The 20,252-nt window shown below is 70.6% G+C and carries 20 protein-coding genes and 1 pseudogene; 14 read left to right on the forward strand and 7 right to left on the reverse strand.

Annotated elements, in window-relative coordinates:
- The first annotated feature begins 195 nt into the window (after window positions 1-195).
- The 7 genes from AB0B61_RS48915 (at window position 196) to whiA (ending at window position 6,657) form a co-directional block, all read left to right on the forward strand.
- Window positions 196-621 (forward strand): Rieske (2Fe-2S) protein, encoded by a 426-nt coding sequence (locus AB0B61_RS48915; protein WP_358447832.1) that lies wholly within the window; start codon window positions 196-198, stop codon window positions 619-621.
- 104 nt (window positions 622-725) lie between these two features.
- On the forward strand, window positions 726-1,181 hold the full coding sequence (locus AB0B61_RS48920) for a Rieske (2Fe-2S) protein (protein ID WP_358447834.1): 456 nt from the start codon (window positions 726-728) through the stop codon (window positions 1,179-1,181).
- Window positions 1,182-1,225: 44 nt separating this feature from the next.
- Window positions 1,226-1,666, forward strand: coding sequence for a Rieske (2Fe-2S) protein (locus AB0B61_RS48925; RefSeq protein ID WP_358447836.1), 441 nt, complete (start codon window positions 1,226-1,228; stop codon window positions 1,664-1,666).
- Window positions 1,667-1,762: 96 nt separating this feature from the next.
- Window positions 1,763-3,673 carry an excinuclease ABC subunit UvrC gene (gene uvrC, locus AB0B61_RS48930; RefSeq protein ID WP_358447915.1) on the forward strand — a complete coding sequence of 637 codons (1,911 nt, stop codon included), beginning with the start codon at window positions 1,763-1,765 and terminating at the stop codon, window positions 3,671-3,673.
- Window positions 3,674-3,695: 22 nt separating this feature from the next.
- A complete protein-coding gene (rapZ, locus tag AB0B61_RS48935; RefSeq protein ID WP_358447838.1) occupies window positions 3,696-4,562 on the forward strand; it encodes an RNase adapter RapZ in 867 nt (288 codons plus the stop codon).
- A gap of 125 nt (window positions 4,563-4,687) precedes the next feature.
- Complete coding sequence (gene yvcK / locus AB0B61_RS48940; protein ID WP_357958576.1) at window positions 4,688-5,605, forward strand: uridine diphosphate-N-acetylglucosamine-binding protein YvcK; 918 nt, start codon at window positions 4,688-4,690, stop codon at window positions 5,603-5,605.
- 71 nt (window positions 5,606-5,676) lie between these two features.
- On the forward strand, window positions 5,677-6,657 hold the full coding sequence (whiA, locus tag AB0B61_RS48945; protein ID WP_357656688.1) for a DNA-binding protein WhiA: 981 nt from the start codon (window positions 5,677-5,679) through the stop codon (window positions 6,655-6,657).
- Window positions 6,658-7,167: 510 nt separating this feature from the next.
- Here the strand turns inward: whiA and AB0B61_RS48950 are convergent.
- Window positions 7,168-7,740 carry a hypothetical protein gene (locus tag AB0B61_RS48950; RefSeq protein ID WP_358447840.1) on the reverse strand — a complete coding sequence of 191 codons (573 nt, stop codon included), beginning with the start codon at window positions 7,738-7,740 and terminating at the stop codon, window positions 7,168-7,170.
- Window positions 7,741-7,965: 225 nt separating this feature from the next.
- Between AB0B61_RS48950 and gap the strand changes: the two genes are divergently transcribed.
- The 5 genes from gap (at window position 7,966) to AB0B61_RS48975 (ending at window position 11,679) form a co-directional block, all read left to right on the forward strand.
- The gene (gap, locus tag AB0B61_RS48955; RefSeq protein WP_358447842.1) at window positions 7,966-8,970 is read left to right on the forward strand and encodes a type I glyceraldehyde-3-phosphate dehydrogenase; all 1,005 of its coding nucleotides are present in this window, start codon (window positions 7,966-7,968) and stop codon (window positions 8,968-8,970) included.
- On the forward strand, window positions 8,970-10,157 hold the full coding sequence (locus AB0B61_RS48960) for a phosphoglycerate kinase (protein ID WP_358447843.1): 1,188 nt from the start codon (window positions 8,970-8,972) through the stop codon (window positions 10,155-10,157). Before gap ends, AB0B61_RS48960 begins: the two co-directional genes overlap by 1 nt.
- A complete protein-coding gene (tpiA, locus tag AB0B61_RS48965) occupies window positions 10,154-10,936 on the forward strand; it encodes a triose-phosphate isomerase (protein ID WP_358447916.1) in 783 nt (260 codons plus the stop codon). Before AB0B61_RS48960 ends, tpiA begins: the two co-directional genes overlap by 4 nt.
- Before the next feature lie 99 nt (window positions 10,937-11,035).
- Window positions 11,036-11,266, forward strand: coding sequence for a preprotein translocase subunit SecG (secG, locus tag AB0B61_RS48970; protein ID WP_214636246.1), 231 nt, complete (start codon window positions 11,036-11,038; stop codon window positions 11,264-11,266).
- Between the two features lie 68 nt (window positions 11,267-11,334).
- Entirely contained in the window at window positions 11,335-11,679 is a 345-nt protein-coding gene (locus AB0B61_RS48975) for an RNA polymerase-binding protein RbpA (protein ID WP_357656681.1), read from the forward strand.
- A 209-nt stretch (window positions 11,680-11,888) separates the two neighbouring features.
- Here the strand turns inward: AB0B61_RS48975 and AB0B61_RS48980 are convergent, their stop codons facing one another.
- The 5 genes from AB0B61_RS48980 to AB0B61_RS49000 form a co-directional block, all read right to left on the reverse strand.
- Window positions 11,889-12,542 (reverse strand): hypothetical protein, encoded by a 654-nt coding sequence (locus tag AB0B61_RS48980; protein ID WP_358447845.1) that lies wholly within the window; start codon window positions 12,540-12,542, stop codon window positions 11,889-11,891.
- Window positions 12,509-13,582, reverse strand: coding sequence for a hypothetical protein (locus tag AB0B61_RS48985; protein WP_358447847.1), 1,074 nt, complete (start codon window positions 13,580-13,582; stop codon window positions 12,509-12,511). The genes AB0B61_RS48980 and AB0B61_RS48985 overlap by 34 nt, the downstream gene beginning before the upstream one ends.
- Window positions 13,575-14,144 carry a hypothetical protein gene (locus AB0B61_RS48990; RefSeq protein ID WP_358447849.1) on the reverse strand — a complete coding sequence of 190 codons (570 nt, stop codon included), beginning with the start codon at window positions 14,142-14,144 and terminating at the stop codon, window positions 13,575-13,577. The genes AB0B61_RS48985 and AB0B61_RS48990 overlap by 8 nt, the downstream gene beginning before the upstream one ends.
- Before the next feature lie 310 nt (window positions 14,145-14,454).
- Window positions 14,455-16,059 (reverse strand): amidohydrolase, encoded by a 1,605-nt coding sequence (locus tag AB0B61_RS48995; RefSeq protein ID WP_358447851.1) that lies wholly within the window; start codon window positions 16,057-16,059, stop codon window positions 14,455-14,457.
- A gap of 31 nt (window positions 16,060-16,090) precedes the next feature.
- Complete coding sequence (locus AB0B61_RS49000; protein ID WP_358447852.1) at window positions 16,091-17,482, reverse strand: FAD-dependent oxidoreductase; 1,392 nt, start codon at window positions 17,480-17,482, stop codon at window positions 16,091-16,093.
- Window positions 17,483-17,578: 96 nt separating this feature from the next.
- On the opposite strand from AB0B61_RS49000, the gene AB0B61_RS49005 reads away from it, so the two are divergent.
- A complete protein-coding gene (locus AB0B61_RS49005) occupies window positions 17,579-18,601 on the forward strand; it encodes a GNAT family N-acetyltransferase (RefSeq protein WP_358447854.1) in 1,023 nt (340 codons plus the stop codon).
- 287 nt (window positions 18,602-18,888) lie between these two features.
- Here the strand turns inward: AB0B61_RS49005 and AB0B61_RS49010 are convergent.
- A pseudogene (locus tag AB0B61_RS49010) lies at window positions 18,889-19,305 on the reverse strand (Clp protease N-terminal domain-containing protein); the annotation flags it as partial.
- A gap of 72 nt (window positions 19,306-19,377) precedes the next feature.
- Between AB0B61_RS49010 and AB0B61_RS49015 the strand changes: the two are divergent.
- The gene (locus tag AB0B61_RS49015; RefSeq protein ID WP_358447856.1) at window positions 19,378-20,235 is read left to right on the forward strand and encodes a hypothetical protein; all 858 of its coding nucleotides are present in this window, start codon (window positions 19,378-19,380) and stop codon (window positions 20,233-20,235) included.
- The last annotated feature ends 17 nt before the right edge of the window (window positions 20,236-20,252 follow it).

Below are 20,252 nucleotides of genomic sequence, written 5' to 3' on the forward strand. Positions count from 1 at the left end.
CTGCCCCTTTGTCTGCAGTCTGCGGTCTTCGGGGGTGTTCTGTGGGGCGGTGTCCCCGTAAAAACACCCCCCGACGGTAGACGGCCTCACGGGGATGACCCGGACGGGGGACCGAGGGGTGGCGGCAATAAAGTTGACCCGACGATAGCGGCCTGGCCTGCAGGGGGTCAGTGGCCACGGGGAAGGGTCGGCACCATGGGGATTACGGAGCTGGGCGGCGCCATGCCCGAAATCGGGCGTCGCGAGGCGCTGGGCGCGGCCGGACTGGCGGCGTGCGGTCTCGCGGTCGCGGGATGTGGCGGCGGTGCCAGCGCGGAGCCGGCCGGTATCAAGGGGCAGCTGCTCGCCAAGACCGCGGACGTTCCCGTGGGCGGCGGCGTCGTGGTGGAGAAGTACAAGATCGTGGTCACCCAGCCGGCGAAGGGCGCCTTCAAGGCGTTCAGCGCGGTCTGCACGCACAAGGGCTGCGCCGTCGGCTCGCCCGAGGAGAACGTGATCACGTGCGGGTGTCACGGCAGCGAGTTCGCCGCCGACAGCGGCAAGGCGCTCAAGGGGCCGGCGACCGCGCCGCTCGTGGCCTACAAGGTCAAGGTCGAGGGTGACGGCGTCGTGGTGGCCTGAACAGGTAATTCTGCGTGGTTCCCGGGATTGGCGTACGGCACGCTGAACCGGCGCGAGGGCGCTGGCCGTACCTGAAGTGAGAACTAGACCTGGGAGGACGCAATATGACCGAAACGACGCGCCGGGCGGTGGTGCTCGGGGCCGGAGGCGCCGGGCTCGCAGTGGTGATGACCGCTTGCGCGAGCTACGGCTCGCCGACGACCCAGGCGAGTGAGGCACCCCCGGCCGACGAGCCGTCGTCCGCGGCCCCGAAGAAGAAGAAAGCCGCCGCCGGCAAGGCGCTCGCTGAAACCGGCGACATCCCCAGCGGGGGCGGGAAGGTCTTCGAGAGCCAGAAGATAGTCGTCACCCAGCCGACGGAGGGGGAGTTCAAGGCGTTCACGGCGGTCTGCACCCATCAGGGATGCACGGTCGACGAGGTCGCGGACGGCACCATCAACTGCCCGTGTCACGGGAGCAAGTTCAAGATTTCGGACGGTTCCGTCGCAGGTGGCCCGGCTTCCGAGCCGCTCGCGGAGAAGAAGATCAAGGTCAGCGACGGTAAGATCACGCTCGCCTAGCGGGTCCTCATGAATTTCTCACCTGTGTGCGGTTGGGTGAGCTCATGGGAGATGACTTTCAGAGTCGCAGAGCGATGATCGCCGGTGTGGGCGCGGGTGGCCTGACACTGGCGCTGACCGCGTGCGGCAGTAACGACGCCGCGAGCGGCGCGCAGACCTCGACCGCTGATACGCAGTCGAGTGCTCCGGCGGCCGCGGGTGGCGCATTGGCGAAGACCTCCGACATCCCCGTGGGCGGAGGGACGGTCTTCAAGGAGCAGAAAGTGGTGGTGGTGCAGCCCAAGTCGGGCGAGTTCAAGGCGTTCAGCGCGATCTGCACCCACCAGGGCTGTACGGTCGGCGGCGTCGCGAACGGGATGATCGACTGCCCGTGCCACGGCAGCAAGTTCAAGATCGACGACGGATCCGTCACCGCCGGACCGGCCAAGAAGCCGCTTCCTGAGCAGCAGATCAAGGTCGAGGGAGACCAGATCACGCTCGCCTAGGCGCACGCCCGCCGTACCAGGACGACTGGTACGGCGGGCCGCCTTGTCGGTGGGGCCCGTTAGTCTTTGAACGTGGCGAGATCAGCGCGCAGCCCCCTGAGTTTCCGCCCCCAGTCGGGCTCCATTCCCGACTCTCCGGGGGTCTACCGGTTCAGGGACGCGCATGGCCGGGTGATCTACGTCGGCAAGGCCAAGAGCCTGCGGCAGCGGCTCAACTCCTACTTCGCCGACTTCTCCGCGCTGCATCCGCGCACCCAGACCATGCTCACCACCGCCGCCGACGTCGACTGGACGGTGGTCGGCACCGAGGTCGAGGCGCTGCAGCTCGAATACTCCTGGATCAAGGAGTTCGACCCCCGCTTCAACGTCAAATACCGCGACGACAAGTCCTACCCCTACCTCGCCGTCACCATGGGCGAGGACTTCCCGCGCGTGCAGGTGATGCGGGGCGCCAAGCGCAAGGGCACCCGCTACTTCGGCCCCTACTCGCACGCCTGGGCCATCCGCGAGACCGTCGATCTGCTGCTGCGCGTCTTTCCCGTCCGCACGTGCAGCGCGGGGGTGTTCAAGCGGGCCGGGCAGATCGGCCGGCCGTGCCTGCTGGGCTACATCGACAAGTGCTCGGCGCCGTGCGTGGGCCGGGTCACCCCGGACGAGCACCTGGCCCTGGCCGAGGACTTCTGCGACTTCATGGCGGGTAACACCGGCCGCTTCATCAAGCGGCTGGAGCGGGACATGCGCGAGGCCGCCGCGGCGCAGGAATACGAGCGGGCCGCCAGGCTCCGCGACGACATCCAGGCCCTGCAGCGCGCGCTCGAGAAGCAGGCCGTAGTCCTCGGCGAGGGCACCGACGCCGATGTGATCGCGCTGGCCGAAGACCCCCTTGAGGCCGCCGTCCAGGTCTTCTACGTGCGCGGCGGCCGCATCCGCGGCCAGCGCGGCTGGGTGGTCGACAAGGTCGAGGAGAGCTCGCCGGGCGAGCTGGTCGAGCAGTTCCTGCTGCAGATGTACGGCGAGGCGGGCGCCGAATCGATGCCCCGCGAGGTCCTCGTGCCCGTGCTGCCGCCCGACAACGAGGCGATCACCGAGCTGCTGTCGGAGCAGCGCCGCGCCCGGGTCGAGGTCCGGGTGCCGCAGCGCGGCGACAAGAAGTCGCTGATGGAGACCGTCGAGCGCAACGCCAAGGAGTCGCTCGCCCAGCACAAGATCCGCCGGGCCGGCGACCTGACCACCCGCAGCAAGGCGCTGCAGGAGATCGCCGACGCGCTCGACCTCGACCAGGTGCCGCTGCGCGTCGAGTGCTACGACGTCTCCCACCTGCAGGGCGAGAACGTCGTGGCGTCGATGGTGGTGTTCGAGGACGGCCTGGCCCGCAAGAGCGAATACCGCCGCTTCGCCGTCAAGACCAAGGAAGGCGACGTCGCCTCCATCTACGAGGTCATCCAGCGGCGGTTCCGGCGCTACCTGGAGGAGCGCTCGAACACCGGGGAACTGGCGGCCGAGGACGACGCGGACGGACCCAACGGGCCCATCGACCCGGAGACCGGAAAGCCGCGCAAGTTCGCCTACCCGCCCAACCTGGTCGTGGTCGACGGCGCGGGTCCCCAGGCGGCCGCCGCCCAGCGGGCGCTCGACGAGCTCGGCATCGATGACGTCGCCGTGTGCGGCCTGGCCAAGCGGCTCGAAGAGGTGTGGCTGCCCGGCGACGACCAGCCGGTGATCATGCCGCGCTCCAGTGAAGGGCTCTACCTGCTGCAACGCGTGCGGGACGAGGCACACAGGTTCGCCATCACCTACCATCGTGCTAAGAGGTCCAAGACCGTGAAGGAGAGCGCGCTCGACACCGTGCCCGGCCTCGGACCGGCGCGCAGGCAGGCGCTGCTCAAACACTTCGGCTCCGTGAAGAAGCTGCGCGAGGCCACCGCCGCCGAAATGTGCGAGGTCCCCGGCATCGGCCCGGCCATCGCCGAGGTGATCGCGTCGACGCTGAAGGGGGAGGGACAGTGAGCCCGCCGAACGGAGTGAGGCAATGAACACCGAGCCGGCGTTCGTCATCGTCACCGGCATGTCAGGCGCGGGTCGCAGCACCGCGGCCAAGGCGTTGGAAGACCTGGGCTGGTTCGTCATCGACAACCTGCCACCAGGGCTGCTGTTCGCCATGGCGGAGGAGGCGGGCAAGGTCAAGCTGGCCGCCGACAAGGTGGCCGCCGTCGTCGACGTGCGCAGCCTGGCCTTCACCAGCGACCTCAACGCCGCCATCGAAGAGCTGGAGGGCCGCGGCGTACGCGTGCGCGTGGTCTTCCTCGAGGCCGGCGACGAAGGGCTGGTGCGCAGGTTCGAGAACGTACGCAGGCCCCACCCGCTCCAGGGCGAGGGCCGGCTCGTCGACGGCATCGCCCGCGAGCGCGGCATCCTGCGCGAGGTGCGGGCCAACGCCGACCTGGTGATCGACACCTCCTCGCTCAACGTGCACGAACTACGCAACAAGATCGTCAACTTCTTCGGCGGTGACGACCGGCCGGGGCTGCGGCTCAACGTGGTCTCGTTCGGCTTCAAATACGGCCTGCCGGTCGACGCCGACCTCGTGGTCGACTGCCGGTTCCTGCCCAACCCGCACTGGGTGCCGGATCTGCGGCCGATGAGCGGGCTCGACGCGCCGGTGCGTGATTACGTGCTCGGTCAGCCTGGGGCCAAGGAGTTCCTCGACGCGTACGAGGAGGTGCTGCAGGTGATCGCCGCCGGCTACGCGCGCGAGGGCAAGAGCTACGCCACGCTGGCGGTGGGCTGTACGGGTGGCAAGCACCGCAGCGTGGCGATGGCCGAGCAGGTCGCCGGCCGGCTGCGTGACCGCGGCATGGAAGTCCAGGTCAGCCACCGGGATGTGGGGCGGGAGTGACCGATGAGGGCCAAGACCAGGGCGAGGCGGCCGTAGCCGAAGTGACGCCGGGTGAGGCGGTCATGGCCGGCGCGGCGCCGGGTGACGCGGCCGAGATCGGCGCGCCGCCGGATGACCGGCCGCGGGTGGTGGCGCTGGGCGGGGGGCATGGGCTCTATGCCTCGCTGTCGGCGCTGCGCGGTGTGGTGGGCGATCTGACCGCGGTGGTGACGGTCGCCGACGACGGCGGCTCCAGCGGGCGGCTCAGGCGCGAGCTGGGCGTACTCCCTCCCGGCGACCTGCGCATGGCGCTGGCCGCGCTCTGCGGCGACGACGAGTGGGGGAGCACCTGGAGCGAGGTCGTCCAGCACCGCTTCCGCAGCGAGGGCGACCTGCACGGCCACGCTGTCGGCAACCTGCTCATCGTGGCGCTGTGGGAGCTGCTCGGCGATCCCGTGGCGGGCCTCGACTGGGTGGGCCGGCTGCTCGGCGCCCACGGCAGGGTGCTGCCGATGGCGTCGGTGCCGCTGGACATCGTGGCCGAGGTGGAGCTCGACGGCGTCACCTCGACCGTACGCGGGCAGGTGGCCTGCGCGCTGACCCCCGGCCGGGTGCAGGCCATCTCGCTGGTGCCGGAGGACCCGCCGGCGCGGCCTGAGGCCGTACGCGCCGTGCTGGAGGCCGACTGGCTGGTGTTCGGGCCCGGGTCGTGGTTCACCAGCGTGTTACCGCATCTCAAGGTCCCCGAGCTGGCTCGGGCGTTGCACGAGTCGAAGGCCCAACGGCTGGTCACGCTCAACCTGGCGCCGCAGCCCGGCGAGACCGACGACTTCTCACCCCAGCAGCACCTGGAGGTGCTCCGGCAGCACGCGCCCGGCCTGCGCGTCGACGTCGTGCTCGCCGACACCGGCGTGGTCGACGACCGCGACGCTCTGGAGAAGGCCGCCACCGCGCTCGGCGGGCGGCTCGTCATGGCCGACGTCGCGGCCGCCGACGGCTCCCCCCGGCATGACTCACGACGTCTTGCCTCCGTCCTGGACGAGATTTTCCTCCAGAAGCGTTGATCCTGGTCGGTGCGGCGCAAAGGTGCGAGACACTGCTGAGAGCCGGTCTGAATGGGGGAGGACTAACGCTTATGGCGATGACGGGTGTGGTGAAGGACGAGCTGAGCCGCCTGCCAGTGCTGAAGCCTTGCTGCCGGAAGGCGGAGGTGTCGACGCTGTTGCGGTTCGCCAGCGGGCTGCACCTGGTGGGCGGGCGCATCGTGATCGAGGCGGAGCTCGACACCAACGCCACCGCGCGGCGGCTGATCAAGGACATCGGGGAGGTGTTCGGTCACAAGGCCGAAGTGCTCGTGCTGGCACCCGCCGGGCTGCGTAAGGGCTCACGCTATGTCGTGCGCGTCTACCGCGACGGTGAGGCGCTGGCCCGGCAGACGGGTCTCATCGACAACCACGGGCGCCCGGTCCGCGGCCTGCCTCGTCAAGTGGTGGCGGGGGCCGCCTGCGACGCCGAGGCCGCGTGGCGCGGGGCGTTCCTGGCGCACGGCTCGCTGACCGAGCCGGGGCGCTCCATGTCGCTGGAGGTCACCTGCCCGGGGCCCGAGGCGGCGCTGGCGCTGGTGGGGTCGGCGCGGCGGCTCAAGATCCACGCCAAGGCGCGGGAGGTGCGGGGCGTCGACCGGGTGGTGGTGCGCGACGGCGACGCCATCAGCGCGCTGCTGACGCGGCTCGGCGCGCACGACAGCGTGCTGGCCTGGGAAGAACGCCGGATGCGCCGCGAGGTGCGGGCCACGGCCAACCGGCTGGCCAACTTCGACGACGCCAACCTGCGCCGCTCGGCGCGGGCCGCGGTGGCGGCGGGGGCGCGGGTGCAGCGGGCGCTGGAGATCCTGGGCGAGGAGGCGCCCGACCACCTGGTGATCGCGGGGCGGCTGCGGGTGGAGCACAAGCAGGCGTCTCTGGAGGAGCTGGGGCAGATCGCGGATCCGCCGCTGACGAAGGACGCGATCGCCGGACGTATCCGGCGGCTGCTGGCGATGGCCGACAAACGTGCCACCGACTTGGGCATCCCCAACACCGAGGCGAACCTCACCGTGGACATGCTCGCCCAGTGAGGGCGCTTCTCCGCGCGGCCCGCGCAGCCTCTGTGGGGCTCTGTGTGGCCTGCTCGCGGCCTCTGTGTGGTGAGGTGGCCCCGGTTGACCGGGGCCTGGTGACCGCGGGCATGTGATGGGGCCCGGTGAGTGCTGGCACGTGTCCGCGGGTACGAGACTGCGGTGCGTGCCGGGAGGCGGCTTCGGGAGCGAGGCAGGACGGTGCTGAAGGGCTGTGGGCGGGCTTCTCCTCCGTGCGGGGCTCGCTGGGTTCTGGGGGCTGCTCCGTACAGGGGCCGCTGGGCTCTGGGGGGCTGCCCCGTGCGGGGATCGCTTTCGGGTTCTCCTCGTGGTGCTCCGCTGTGCGTGGCCTTCCGTCAAGGCGGTTCATGCATTACGGCACGGCACGGTGGGCGCCGACCGCCGTCGTGGGCTGGGCCCTGTCCAGGGGAACGCTCCTCCGGTGGGGGGACTTCCCGCCGTGACGTGCGCATGCTTGGCCGTCTCCGTGGATCGGGCCGGTGAGCCGTTTCAGGCGCGGCCCGAGTCTCTCGGCGTGAAGAGGTCGCCCGTGGGGCGTGAGGGGTTGGTGGGGCTTTGGAGGGGCTCGAAGGGGGCCCGGTATTCCGGTTCGGCCGGGGCCGGGTCCTCCGGTGGGGTCAGGGAGGTTCGGCGGGCTCGGACGCGGCGCACTCGCACGCGTACGAGGAAGTAGGCCGTCAGGGCCGCCACCGCCAGCGGGAGCCAGAGCTCCCAGGAGTCCTTCAGCGAGGGCCAGAGGCTGGTCAGCTCGGCCGGGAAGTTGGTCATGAGGCGGTCGAGGCTCAGGTCGGGCCGGCCGCCGGTGCTCGTGGCGCGGGCGGTGGTCCAACCCAGGGCCACCGCCGCCACCGAGCAGAGGGCCGACCACCACGGCAGGAGCCGGCTGCCCGGCCTGAACAGGCATACCAGGAGAGACAGGAGCAGAGCCGAGGCGAAGGCGATCGTGGTCATCGCCCAGAGGCCGTCGCCGGCGGTCAGGAAGGCAGCCGGGATGAAGCGGTCTCCGTAGAGGAGTACCGCCCCTTGCGCGATGGCGCAGACGAGCGTTGCTACGAAACCCACGACCAGGCCAGACAGCAGGCCGGACCTAGGTTGTGACATCTCAGCCCCCAGAGAATGCCGGAACTTACTCCGATGAGTCGGGCACTTTACTCGAAGCTCGCAAATTACGCCGCCTGATCGCGGATTCACGGTAAGGGGAGTCGAGTGGTCTAAACCAATTTGGTTCCGATAGGGTTTGGCATTGAGGTTTTTAGCTCGCCATCACGTACGAGGAGATCGGTTCCCGTGAGCATCCGCGTAGGCGTCAACGGCTTCGGCCGCATCGGTCGCAACTTCTGGCGTGCGGTGGCCGCCAGTGGCAAGGACATCGAGATCGTTGCGGTCAATGACCTGACCGACAACGCGACGCTCGCCCACCTGCTGAAGTACGACAGCATCCTCGGCCGCCTGCCGTACGAGGTGAAGGTCTCCGGCGACGAGATCACCGTCGACGGCAAGACGATCAAGGTCTTCGAGGAGCGCGACCCGGCCAAGCTGCCCTGGGGCGACCTCGGCGTCGACGTGGTGCTGGAGTCGACCGGCCTGTTCACCGACGCGGCCAAGGCCAAGGTGCACGCCGACAACGGCGCCAAGAAGGTCATCATCTCCGCCCCGGCGAAGAACGAAGACGTCACGATCGTGATGGGTGTCAACGACAACATCTATGACGCCACCAAGCACACGATCATCTCCAACGCCTCCTGCACCACCAACTGCCTGGCTCCGCTGGCGAAGGTCCTGAACGACGCCTTCACCATCGAGAAGGGCCTGATGACCACCATCCACGCCTACACGCAGGACCAGAACCTGCAGGACGGCCCGCACAAGGACCTGCGCCGCGCCCGCGCCGCCGCCGTCAACGTGGTGCCCACCTCGACCGGCGCCGCCAAGGCCATCGGCCTGGTGCTGCCCGAGCTCAAGGGCAAGCTCGACGGGTTCGCGATGCGCGTGCCGATCCCCACGGGCTCGGCCACCGACCTGACCGTCGAGGTCTCCCGTGACGTGACCGTCGAAGAGGTCAACGCCGCGTACAAGGCCGCCGCCGAGGGGGCGCTCAAGGGCGTGCTCAGCTACACCGAGGACGAGATCGTCTCCAGCGACATCGTCACCGACCCGGCCTCCTGCATCTTCGACGCCGGCCTGACCAAGGTCATCGGCAACCAGGTCAAGGTCGTCGGCTGGTACGACAACGAGTGGGGCTTCTCCAACCGCCTCGTCGACCTCATCCAGTTGGTGGGCGCGGACCTCTGATGCGTACGCTCGACGATCTCGATGTGAAGGGTCGGCGCGTGCTCGTGCGCGCCGACCTCAACGTCCCACTCGACGGTGAGACGATCACCGACGACGGCCGCATCCGCGCGTCGGTGCCGACGATCAAGGCGCTGACCGGCGCGGGCGCGAAGGTCGTCGTCTGCGCTCACCTGGGCCGCCCCAAGGGGCGGCCCACCCCCGGCCTCTCGCTGAAGCCGGTCGCCGAGCGCCTCGCGGAGCTGCTCGGCGAGGACGTGGCCTTCGCCACCGACGTGGTCGGTGACAGCGCCCAGGGCGTCGTCGACGCGCTGGAGGAGGGCCAGGTCGCCCTGCTGGAGAACCTCCGGTTCGAGGCGGGCGAGGAGTCCAAGGACGACGCCGAGCGTGGCGCGTTCGCCGAGAAGCTGGCGGGGCTCGCCGAGCTCTACGTCGGCGACGGCTTCGGCGCGGTCCACCGCAAGCACGCCAGCGTCTACGACGTGCCCCGGCTGCTGCCGCACGCGGCGGGCAAGCTCATCGTGGCCGAGCTCGAGGTGCTCAGGAGGCTCACCGAGGACACCGAGCGCCCCTACGTGGTGGTGCTGGGCGGCGCCAAGGTCTCCGACAAGCTCGGCGTCATCGCCAACCTGCTGGCCAAGGTCGACCGGCTGCTGATCGGCGGCGGCATGGCCTACACCTTCCTCAAGGCCCAGGGCTACGAGGTCGGCAAGTCGCTGCTCCAGCAGGACCAGCTCGACCAGGTGCGCGGCTTCCTCAACGAGGCCGCCGAGCGCGGCGTCGATCTCGTGCTGCCCGTCGACGTGCTGGCCGCGACCGGCTTCGCCGAGGACGCGCCGCACGACGTGGTCGAGGCCACGGCGATCCCGGCCGACCGTGAGGGGCTCGACATCGGTCCCAGGACCCGTGAGCTGTTCGCGGCCAAGCTGGCCGACGCCAAGACCATCTTCTGGAACGGCCCCATGGGCGTCTTCGAGTTCGACGCCTTCTCCGGCGGCACCCGGGCCGTGGCCGAGGCGCTGATCGGGGCCGACGCCCTGACGGTGGTCGGCGGTGGCGACTCGGCGGCGGCCGTACGGAAGTTCGGCCTGCCCGAAGACGGCTTCTCGCACATTTCCACCGGTGGTGGGGCGAGCCTGGAATATCTCGAGGGCAAGACCCTGCCCGGACTCGCCGCCCTGGAGGACTGACCGTGAGAAAGCCGCTTTTCGCCGGCAACTGGAAGATGAATCTCAACCACCTTGAGGGCATCGCACTGGTCCAGAAGCTCGCCTTCGCGTTCGCCGACAAGGACTTCGACAAGGCGGAGATAGCCGTCCTGCCGCCGTTCACCGACCTGCGCAGCGTTCAGACGCTCGTCGACGGCGACAAGCTGCGCATCGTCTACGGCGCGCAGGACCTGTCCCAGCACGAGGCGGGCGCCTACACCGGCGAGATCTCGGGCGCGATGCTGGCCAAGCTGGGCTGCACGTTCGTCCTGGCCGGCCACTCGGAGCGGCGGCAGTATCACGGCGAGGACGACGACCTGGTCAACGCCAAGGTGCACGCCGCGTTCCGCCACTCGCTGACGCCGATCCTGTGCGTCGGCGAGGGCCTGCCCGTGCGCCAGGCGGGCGAACAAGTTTCACATTGCTTGAGCCAGCTTGACGGCGGACTGCGCAAAGTCTCCGCTGAGCAGGCACAATCGATGGTAGTGGCCTACGAGCCGGTGTGGGCGATCGGCACCGGCGAGGTGGCCACTCCCGAGGACGCCCAGGAGGTCTGTGCGGCGCTGCGAGGCAGACTCGCTGAGCTGTACGACCCCGAAGTGGCCTCCGCAGTACGTATCCTTTACGGAGGGTCAGTCAAGTCAGGCAACATCGCTGGGATCATGGCTCAACCCGATATCGACGGCGCGCTCGTGGGCGGTGCCAGCATCGATGCCGGGGAGTTCGTTAAGATCTGCCGTTTCTCCGATATGTCTGGCTAACTGAGTCGTTCCGGGGGTGCGACTTGACAACAAGCCGTACCCTCTAGAAGCAAGTTTGAATCGTCACGCGTGACAGAGCATTGAAGGACTAGGCATACCGTGGAAATCGGAATCTCCATCGCCCTCATCCTGGCGAGCTGTCTCATGATCCTGCTCGTCCTGCTCCACAAGGGCAAGGGTGGTGGCCTGTCTGACATGTTCGGCGGCGGTTTCTCGTCGAACTTCGGTGGTTCCTCGGTGGTGGAGCGTAACCTCGACCGGTTGACCGTGATCACGGGCACCGTCTGGTTCGTCTGCATCATCGCTCTGGGTCTGCTTCTGCGGCCCTGAGTCAGATTGACGCGTGACAGTGATTCTCCCCCCGTGTGTCACGGGGCGATCGAGCGAGGAGTTCATCCGTGGGTAGTGGCAACGCGATCCGTGGCAGCCGTGTCGGCGCCGGCCCGATGGGGGAGGCCGAGCGCGGCGAGGCAGCTCCGAGAGTGCGGGTCCCGTTCTGGTGCGCCAACATGCATGAGACGCGGCCCAGCTTCGCCAGCGATGCGGCGGTGCCCGAAACGTGGGATTGCCCACGCTGCGGCCTCCCGGCCGGCCAGGACGAGCAGGCCCCGCCTGCCCCGCCCCGGAACGAGCCGTACAAGACGCACCTGGCTTATGTGAAGGAGCGCAGGAGCGACAAGGACGGCAAGGCGATCCTCGAGGAAGCGCTGGAGCGTCTCCGCAACAACAAGTCCCCCTGGTAGGACCTTGTTATCGCAGAGTTATCTCCGAAGGACCCCGGCACACTGCGCCGGGGTCCTTCGCTGTTCGTGGCGTGGGCCGTCATGGGCGACCGGTTCACCGGATGGAGTTCGGCGGTGCTGTGTGCCCTGGGTGGCGGGGTGTCGGAGCCCCTACGGGTATGGCGGAGTGCTGGGATTATGCGGCGTTTGGCAGGGTTTGCGGGGTGGTCTCAGGGGTCTGGCTGGTGCCGGAGAGTTGAGACGCGGTCGCGGACCTGGGACAGGCGGCGTTCGATCTCCGGGAGGAAGCGCGGGTCGAGCGACTCGCGGTCCGCGCTCAGGCGGTGGGCGGCCTCGTCCGTGACCTGTTCCACCAGGCGCAGCACGTCGGCCCGGCCGCTGAGATAGCCCTCGCGCACCGCCGCCGCGTGTTCGGCGGCCAGTTCGTGGTCCACCCCCGTGGTGTCCAGGTCCAGCAGGTCGCGCACCGCCGAGGCGCCGATCGTGAACGCCAGTGGCCACACCAGTCCCGCCAGGTCGGCCCAGTGCAGCGGTACGGGCAGCAGCCACACGCAGACACAAAGGATCGACGCTGCCGAGGCCACGGCCGCGATCCGGCGTCCCAGCCCCAGGTCGCGCCAGTACATGACCGTCAGCGGGACGGCGAAGAGCATCGCGTGCAGGAACGGCATCCGGGTGAGCCCGCCGGCGGCCATCGTCCGCATGAGGGACGTCGAGACCAGCGCGTCCACCGCGCCGAAGCAGAGTCCCGCGGCCAGCACCCGCGCGTGCGCCGCCGTGCCACGGGCGAGGACGCGCCGGTGCGCCCAGAAGGCGACCAGCAGCCCGATCACCGTGAGGGCCGCGCAGGCCGGGAGCGGCACGCCGTCCATGTCGCGCCACGAGTGGCTGAGCGAGCCGATGGCGCCGAGGGCGATGGCGCGTCGAACGGCGGAGTGTGCGGGCGGGCGTCCTCAGGCAGGACCACTTTCCTGGAGCCGATCCGCAGTTCCTGCCGTCGCCCGAGCGGCCGTGGCCCGTCCGCGGTGACGGTGAGCGAGCCCGTGGGCGCCAGCCGTACCAGGGCCTCGTGCAGGGCGGCGGTCTGGGCGGGGGAGAGCAGGAGCGAGCCGCTCCCGTCCGTGGGACGGAACTCCACGTCGCGGGAGAGGTCCGGGCTGGCCAGGTTGTGGCGCTGCTCCCAGCGCAGCAACGCGACCGCCAGGTATTCGGCGTGGTCGGCCGTCTCCTCCGCCAGCCGCTGCCGCCAGGCGGACAGAGGTGACGCCACCTGGCGACCCGGCCCGGCCAGCAGCGGCCATGTGCGGGTCAGCAGGTCCACCACGGTGTCGGCGCCCATGGCCACGCTGTGCCGGCCGGCCAGTTCGGCGCGGCTCCTGGCGGCCTGCCGCTCCGCCGCGGCCACGCGCAGTCGCTGCCGTAGCCGTCCGCGCAGGTACCGGCCGATGAACACGCCGCCCGCCACGCCGCCGGCGGGCCAGAGAAAGGGCGCGGGACTGTACGACCAGCCCGCCACGGCCAGCGCCACGTTGGCCACCGCACCCGACGTCAGCGGTACGGCCAGTGCCGTCCAGCCGTGCTCCAGGGCCAGCTCGTAGGCCAGGGGCGCGGCCAGCAGGGCGGGGGCGTCGATCGGGTCGCCGGCCAGCGCGGACCAGACGGCCACGTCGGCGACGTCTAGCGCCAGGCGTACCGGGACGGGGATGCCGTGGCGTCTGAGGGCGCGGAAGACCAGCAGGTCGTACAGGCACGAGGCGAGCAGGGTGAGCAGCGCCACGGGTGGCGTGAGGGTCTCCCAGAGGGTCACGCAGATCGTCACCCGCGAGGCCAGCCGCAGGTTGAGGAAGAGGCGGACGGCGGTGAACGAGGTGGACCGCGCGGCGCCCCTGACCGGTTCACTCATCCGGTGGCGGTGGCGGTGGCGGTGGCGGTGGCGGTGTTTTGACTCTTGTCGCCCATGTCAAGAAGCGGGCGATCTGTGGCAGTGACGGCAGGGACTGGGTGCGGTCCGGAGCGCGGCCGTCGGAGGTCGTCGGCGCGAGCCGGGCCTGCCGGTTGAACCGCTCCCGTAATCGGATCCAGGCCCGCGATCGGGGGCTGGCCCGTTCGTCCAGCCGTTCCGGGAGGTGCTCCGCCAGCGCGTGCGCCACGGCCGCGTTGACCCGGCTGGCGGCGGAGACGCCGAGTCTGATCTCCTCTTCTGGGTCGGCGGGGCCGGGCACGCCCCCAGAGGGTTCGAGTACGGCGGCGCGCAGGCGGGCCGCGTCGCCGAGCTGGCTGCGATGGTAGAAGTAGTCGGCCCTGGCCTCCCGCATGCGCCGCCGGACCGCGCCGTCGAGGAAGTGGCCGGTGAGCACGATGACCGTGGTCTGCTGACTGCTCCGGGCGCGGCGGACGGCCTCGACGACCGCCACGCCGGGGAAGTGGTCGTCGGGGCTGCGCTCGTCGGCGGCGTCCACCAGCACGACGTCGACGCCCTCGTACGACCGTCCAGCTGCCGCCCACCTGCTCGACCCGGACGCGGTCGCCTTCGTACACGTAGATTCCGGTGTCCTGCCAGCCGCGCCTGGACGTGATCACTACGTCCCTGCCGCTCTGGGTCGTCGCCTGGGCGACGCCGGGAATGGTCACCGTCATCGCGCAGGCGAGCGCCGCGACGGCCCACCTTCGCCGCATCACCATGTCAGCCTCCATCACTTGTGTCGGAGGCGACCGTATGCGGCGAGGGTGCGCGTTCCGTAGCGCCGGATCGCGCACCTACCCGTTCCGCCGGGTTTACCCGTCGTGGACCGCTACGCCGTCCACGAACGTCATGCGCGCCCCGGTCGTCCAGATGTCGCGCTCCGGCAGCGTGAACGGGTCGCGGTCCAGGACGACGAGGTCCGCCGGGCGGCCCGGCTCGATCACCCCGGCGGGGGAGCGGTTGACCCAGGCCGAGCCGGCCGTGTACGCCGTCAGCGCGGTCGCCAGGTCGAGGCGCTGGCCGGGCAGGAACGGCGTCTGCGCCGTGGGGTAGTCGGCGTGCACCGAGCTGCCGGGCTCCGTACGGTTGACGGCCACGTGCATGCCCTGCAGCGGGTCGGCGCTCGACACCGGCCAGTCGCTGCCCGCGCAGAACCGCGTCCCGTGGGAGAGCAGGTCGGCGAAGGGGTACTGCCACGAGGAGCGGGGCTCGCCCAGGAACGGCAGCGTCAGCTCGTCCATCTGCGCGTGGTGGGTCGCCCAGAGCGGCTGCAGGTTGGCCGTCACGCCGAGCGCGGCGAAGCGGGGCACGTCCGACGGCTCGATGATCTGCAGGTGCGCGATGTGGTGCCGGTTGGCGGGCGAGGTGCCCTCGAAACTGTCCAGCGCCTCGCGTACGGCCCGTTCGCCGATCGCGTGCACGTGCGCCTGGAAGCCGAGGCGGTCCAGCTCGGCCACATACTTCCTGAGCTTGTCCGGGTCGACGTAGGACAGGCCCGTGCCGCCGCAGAGGCAGTAGGGCTCCAGCGTCGCGGCGGTGAAGTTCTCGGTGATGCCGTCCTGCATGATCTTCACCGAGGTCGCGCGGAACCGGTCCAGCCCCTCCGCCGAGGCGCGGCGCGCGGTCAGGTCGTCGATCTGGTCGAGGCCACGGGTACGGTCCCACCACAGCGCGCCCACCACGCGGGCCCGCAGCCTGCCGGAGCCGGCCGCCGACAGGTAGGTGGGAAGCTGGTCCACCGAGCCCGCGTAGGAGCCGACGATGGCGTCCTGCCAGCCGGTGATGCCGAGCGAGAACAGGTAGCGCTCCGCCTCCTCCAGCGCCCGGTCCAGGTCACGAGGGGAGGGACGGGGGGTGAGGAGGCCGACGAGGTCCATCGCGCCCTCGTGCAGGACGCCGCTGGGCGTGCCGTCGGCGTCGCGTTCGATGCGGCCGTCGGCGGGGTCGGGGGTGCCGGCGGTGACGCCGGCCAGCTCCAGGGCACGGGCGTTGACCCAGGCGGCATGATGGTCGCGCTGGATGAGGTAGACGGGCCGGTCGGCGAAGGCGAGCTGGTCGCGGTGCGGCAGCCCACCCGGGAAGGCCGACATGTCCCACCCGCCGCCATCAATCCACTCCTTTTCAGGATTTTTCGCCGCATAGTCGGCGATCTTCGCCAAATAGGCATCGAGTCCGTAAATTTCGGATAGATCGCACTTGGCGCGCTCCAGGCCTGCCTGCACCGGATGCACATGCGCATCGATGAACCCGGGCACCAGCAGACCCCCGTCCAGGTCCACGGTCTCGTGCCCCGGCGCCTCCCGTACCAGGTCCCGCTCGTCGCCCACGGCGGCGATCACGCCGTCGCGGACCAGCACGGCCTCGGCGAAGCCGGTCTTCGCGGTGAAGACCCGTCCCCCTCGAAAGAGCGTGTTCATGATGCTCCCCAATCTCAACGACGATGGTGTGTCAGTGACCGGTGATGAGGTCGGCCATGCGGGCCAGCACGGACGTATCCGCCATCGACCGCTCCCGATGGTCCGCCACCCGGTACAACCGGTACATCGCGTGCACCCCCAGCCAGCGCAGCGGCTCCGGCTCCCACGCTCGCACCCGGCGGCCCACCCACGGCAGTTCCGTCAGCGCCGTCCGCTCGCCCAGGACGAGGTCCCGCATCGTCCGGCCGGCCAGGTTGGCCGTCGTCACCCCGTGCCCGGTGTAGCCGCCCGCCCAGCCCAGACCGGTGGCCGGGTCCACGTGCACGGTCGAGCACCAGTCGCGCGGCACCCCCAGCACCCCCGACCACGCGTGCGCCACCGAGGAGGAGGCCGCGGCGGGGAAGAAGTCGATCAGCAGCCGCCAGAGCGCCTCGACCGTCTGCTCGTGCGTGTGCCCCCTGGCGTCCACCCGCGAGCCGTACAGGTACGGCCGGCCGCGCCCGCCGAAGGCGATGCGGTCGTCGGCGGTCCGCTGCGCGTACATGTAGTAGTGAGCCATGTCCCCGAGCAGCTCGGACCCCGCCCAGCCGACCGTCTCCCAGAACGAGGCGGGCAGCGGCTCGGTGACGATCAGCGAGCTGTTCATCGGCAGCCACTGCCGCCGCAGCCCCTTCAGCCGCGAGGTGAACCCCTCGGTCGCGCGGAGCACGTGCCGCGCGCGGACCGTCCCGAACGGCGTCACGGCCAGTCCCGGGGCGATCTCCGTGACGGGCGTCCGCTCGTAGACGGTCACCCCGAGCTCCCGTACGGCCCGCGCCAGCCCTCGTACCAGCTTGGCGGGCTGCACCCGCGCGCAGTGCGGACTCCAGGAGGCGGCCACGGCGCCCGCCACCCGCAGCCGTTCGGCGGGATCGACCAGCCGCAGGTCCGCCTCCTCGATGCCCCAGGCGCGGGCGGCCGACACCGAGGCCCGCAGCCGGGCCGCCTGGGAGGGGGTACGGGCCACGTTGACCACGCCGCCCTTGACGACGTCGGCGTCGATGCCCTCCTTCTCGCAGACCTGGATCACCTCGTCGATCGAGGCGTACATCTCGCGCTGCAGCCGCCGCGCCCCCTCCACCCCGTGCGTCCTGGCGTAGCGCTGATGCGACCCGGCCAGGTCGCCGGTCAGCCAGCCGCCGTTGCGTCCCGAGGCCCCGAACCCGGCGAAGTCCTTCTCCAGCACCACGACGTTCAGGGACGGCTGGGCCTGCTTGAGGTAGTACGCGGTCCACAGCCCCGTGTAGCCCGCGCCGACGATCGCCACGTCCGCCTGGAGGTCTCCGTCGAGGCGCGGACCAGGGGAGGGTACGCCGGAGGAGCGGTACCAGAAGGAGACGTCGCCGTTCACGAATCCGGACGACAGGGAGACATGCGCGTTCATGGCCCGTATCCTCCTATACGCCGCATCTCGCTATGAAACTCGCATTCGAAACACGGCGTTAGCGGCCAGGTAACACCTCCCCGGCATCCTCTTCCTATGGGATTCTTGCGCATTCGCACGACGGTGGACGAGCGTCCGGGACGACTGGCCTCCCTGGCCGCGGCCCTGGCGGACAGGGGCGGCAACATCCTCGGCCTGAGCGTCCAGTCGGACGCGGACGGCACCGTCGACGAGTTCGTCGCCGACATCCCCGCCGGCCCCGAGGCCGTGCGTGAAGCCCTGGAGGCGGCCGGTGGCCGCCGCGTCCAGGTGGTCCCGGCGACGGCGCACGAGCTGACCGACGAGCCCACCCGCGCGCTGCTGCTGGCCTCCCGGCTGCGGTCGATGCCGTGGCGGCTGCCGGAGTTCCTGGCCGAGTTGCTGCGCGCCGACGATGCCAGGTGGATCTATGGTGAAGCGGTGAGTGACCTTCCCGACCCGACCCTGCTCGTGGTGCCCGTCGCACCCAGGCGCGCCGTCCGGCTGCGCCGCGCCGAGCTGCCCTTCACCCTGACCGAGGCGGCCCGGGCCGCCTCCTTCGTCCGGCTCGCGCAGCCGCCGGTCGAGCAGGGCGCCGCCGAGCCCACGGTCAAGCTGGCCGACGGCGAGGAGGTCACGGTCCGGCCGCTCACCTCGATCTACCGCGAGGCCGTCCGCGACCTGCACGACAGGTGCTCGCCCGAGGCACGCAGGTTCCGCTACTTCACCTCGATGCCCGAACTGCCGCCGCGGATGTTCGACCGGCTCTGCGACCGCAGCCGCGGCCGCTCCATCGTCGCCGGGCACGACGGCCAGGTGGTGGCCATGGCCAGCCTGATGTTCACCCCCGATCCCGGCATCGCCGAGATGGCCTTCCTGGTCGAGGACCGCTGGCAGGGGCGCGGTCTGGGCACGGCACTGGCCAGGACGCTGGTGCGCGAGGCGCGCGATCTCGGTTACGCCGAGGTCAGGGCCACGATGCTGTCCGACAACGTACGGATGCGGCGGCTCCTGCTGTCGCTGGGCGCCACGCTCGGCTACACCGAGGACCCGGGCGTGATCGAGGCCAGGCTGCCGGTCGGCGCGATGGCGTCAGCCTGACGCGCTCTCGCCGTGTCAGCCTGGGGCGGTCAGCCTGAGGCGCTCTCGCCCCGTCCATCGTCCCGCTCGTCCTCGTCCGGCCCGGAGTCCGGTTCTGACGGCTCTGGCCCGGAGCCCTGGTCTGCCGGTTTCGTGTCGGGCGCCGCCTGGTCCGGCTGCCGGATGCCCAGGTGGCGCTCGATGCGTTCGAGGCTCTCCTGGATCTGCGTGAGCCGTTCGCCGAGCGCCATACCGCCGGCGAAGAACATCTCGGCCGGCCGGTCCTTCGTCCCCTGCCCGAGCCGGGTGAGCACACGGTGCCGCAGCTCGCCCAGCTCCACGCCGGCGTCCACGATCGCCTGGGCGGCCAGCCCCTCGCCCTCCCTGATCACGCCGAGCAGGATGTGCTCGGTGCCGATGTAGTTGTGGCGCAACTGCAGCGCCTCGCGCAGCGAGAGCTCCAGGACCTTCTTGGCGCGCGGGGTGAACGGGATGTGCCCGCTCGGCGCCTCGTCGCCCTGGCCCGCCTCGCGCGTGACGAAGGCGCGCACACTCTCGAGCTCGATGCCGAAGCTGTCGAGTGTCAGGCCCGCCACGCCTTCGCCCTCGTGGATGAGGCCGAGCAGGATGTGCTCCGTGCCGATGTGGGCGTGGTTCAGCGTCCGCGCCTCCTCCTGGGCGAGGACGACGACCCGGCGGGCACGGTCAGTGAAGCGCTCGAACACCGGTGGCCTCCGTTCGAGTGGCGTGTCTCCACTATGCGCTACAAACCAGCGGATGTGGGGTAATTGACAGGTGTGGATCTTGACGAGGTGGCCGGTCGCCTGTATGGGCTCCCGCCGTCCGAGTTCACCGCCGCGCGCGAGGCCGAGGCTCGTGCCGCCAAGGACGCGGGCGACGTACGGCTGGCCCGCGACATCGCCGGACTGCGCAGACCCACGGTCTCCGCGTCGGCCGTGAACCGGCTGGCCCGCGAGCATCCGGACGACCTCGGCGAGTTGCTGGCGCTCGGGCAGGAGCTGCGCGAGGCGTGGGAGAGGCACGACGCCGAGGCGCTGGCGGAGCTGACCCGGCGGCGCGGCGAGCTGGCGGGACGGCTGTCCCGGCTGATCAGGCGGGACGCCGGGCTGTCGGCCGCCGCGGCGGCCGAGGTCGAGCAGACGCTCGACGCCGCCGTCGTGGACGCGGGCGCGGCCGAGGAGGTACGGCGCGGCCACCTGGCCAAGCCACTCAGCTACAGCGGCTTCGCCCCCACCCCGGCGCCGCGCGGCAGGCCCGCCAAGAAGCCGGCGGCCTCGACAACCTCGGCCGACTCAGCCTCGGAGGCGAAGGGCGCGAAGGGCGCGAAGGGCGCGAAGGGCGCGAAGGGCGCGGAGGCGAAGCGCGCGGAGGCCAAGGAGCGAGAAGAGGCGGAGGCGAAGAGGCGGGCGGAGGCCGAAGCCAGGAAGGCCGCCGAACGACAGGAGGCGCTGGACGCCCACCGGGAGTGGGTCGCCGTCCTGGAGCAGGCCGTACAGGAGCACGACGAGCGCGCCGAGCGGGTCGCCGGGCTGGAGCGGAAGCTGGCCAAGGCCCGCAAGCGGCTCGCCGAGAGCGCGCAGCGGCTGGAGGTCGCCCAACGGGAGGAGCGGCACGCGCGACATCGCATAGGTTAAGGTGTACGAAACGGTTT

This window comes from Nonomuraea sp. NPDC049158 (assembly GCF_040648335.1).
Taxonomy (GTDB): Bacteria; Actinomycetota; Actinomycetes; order Streptosporangiales; family Streptosporangiaceae; genus Nonomuraea.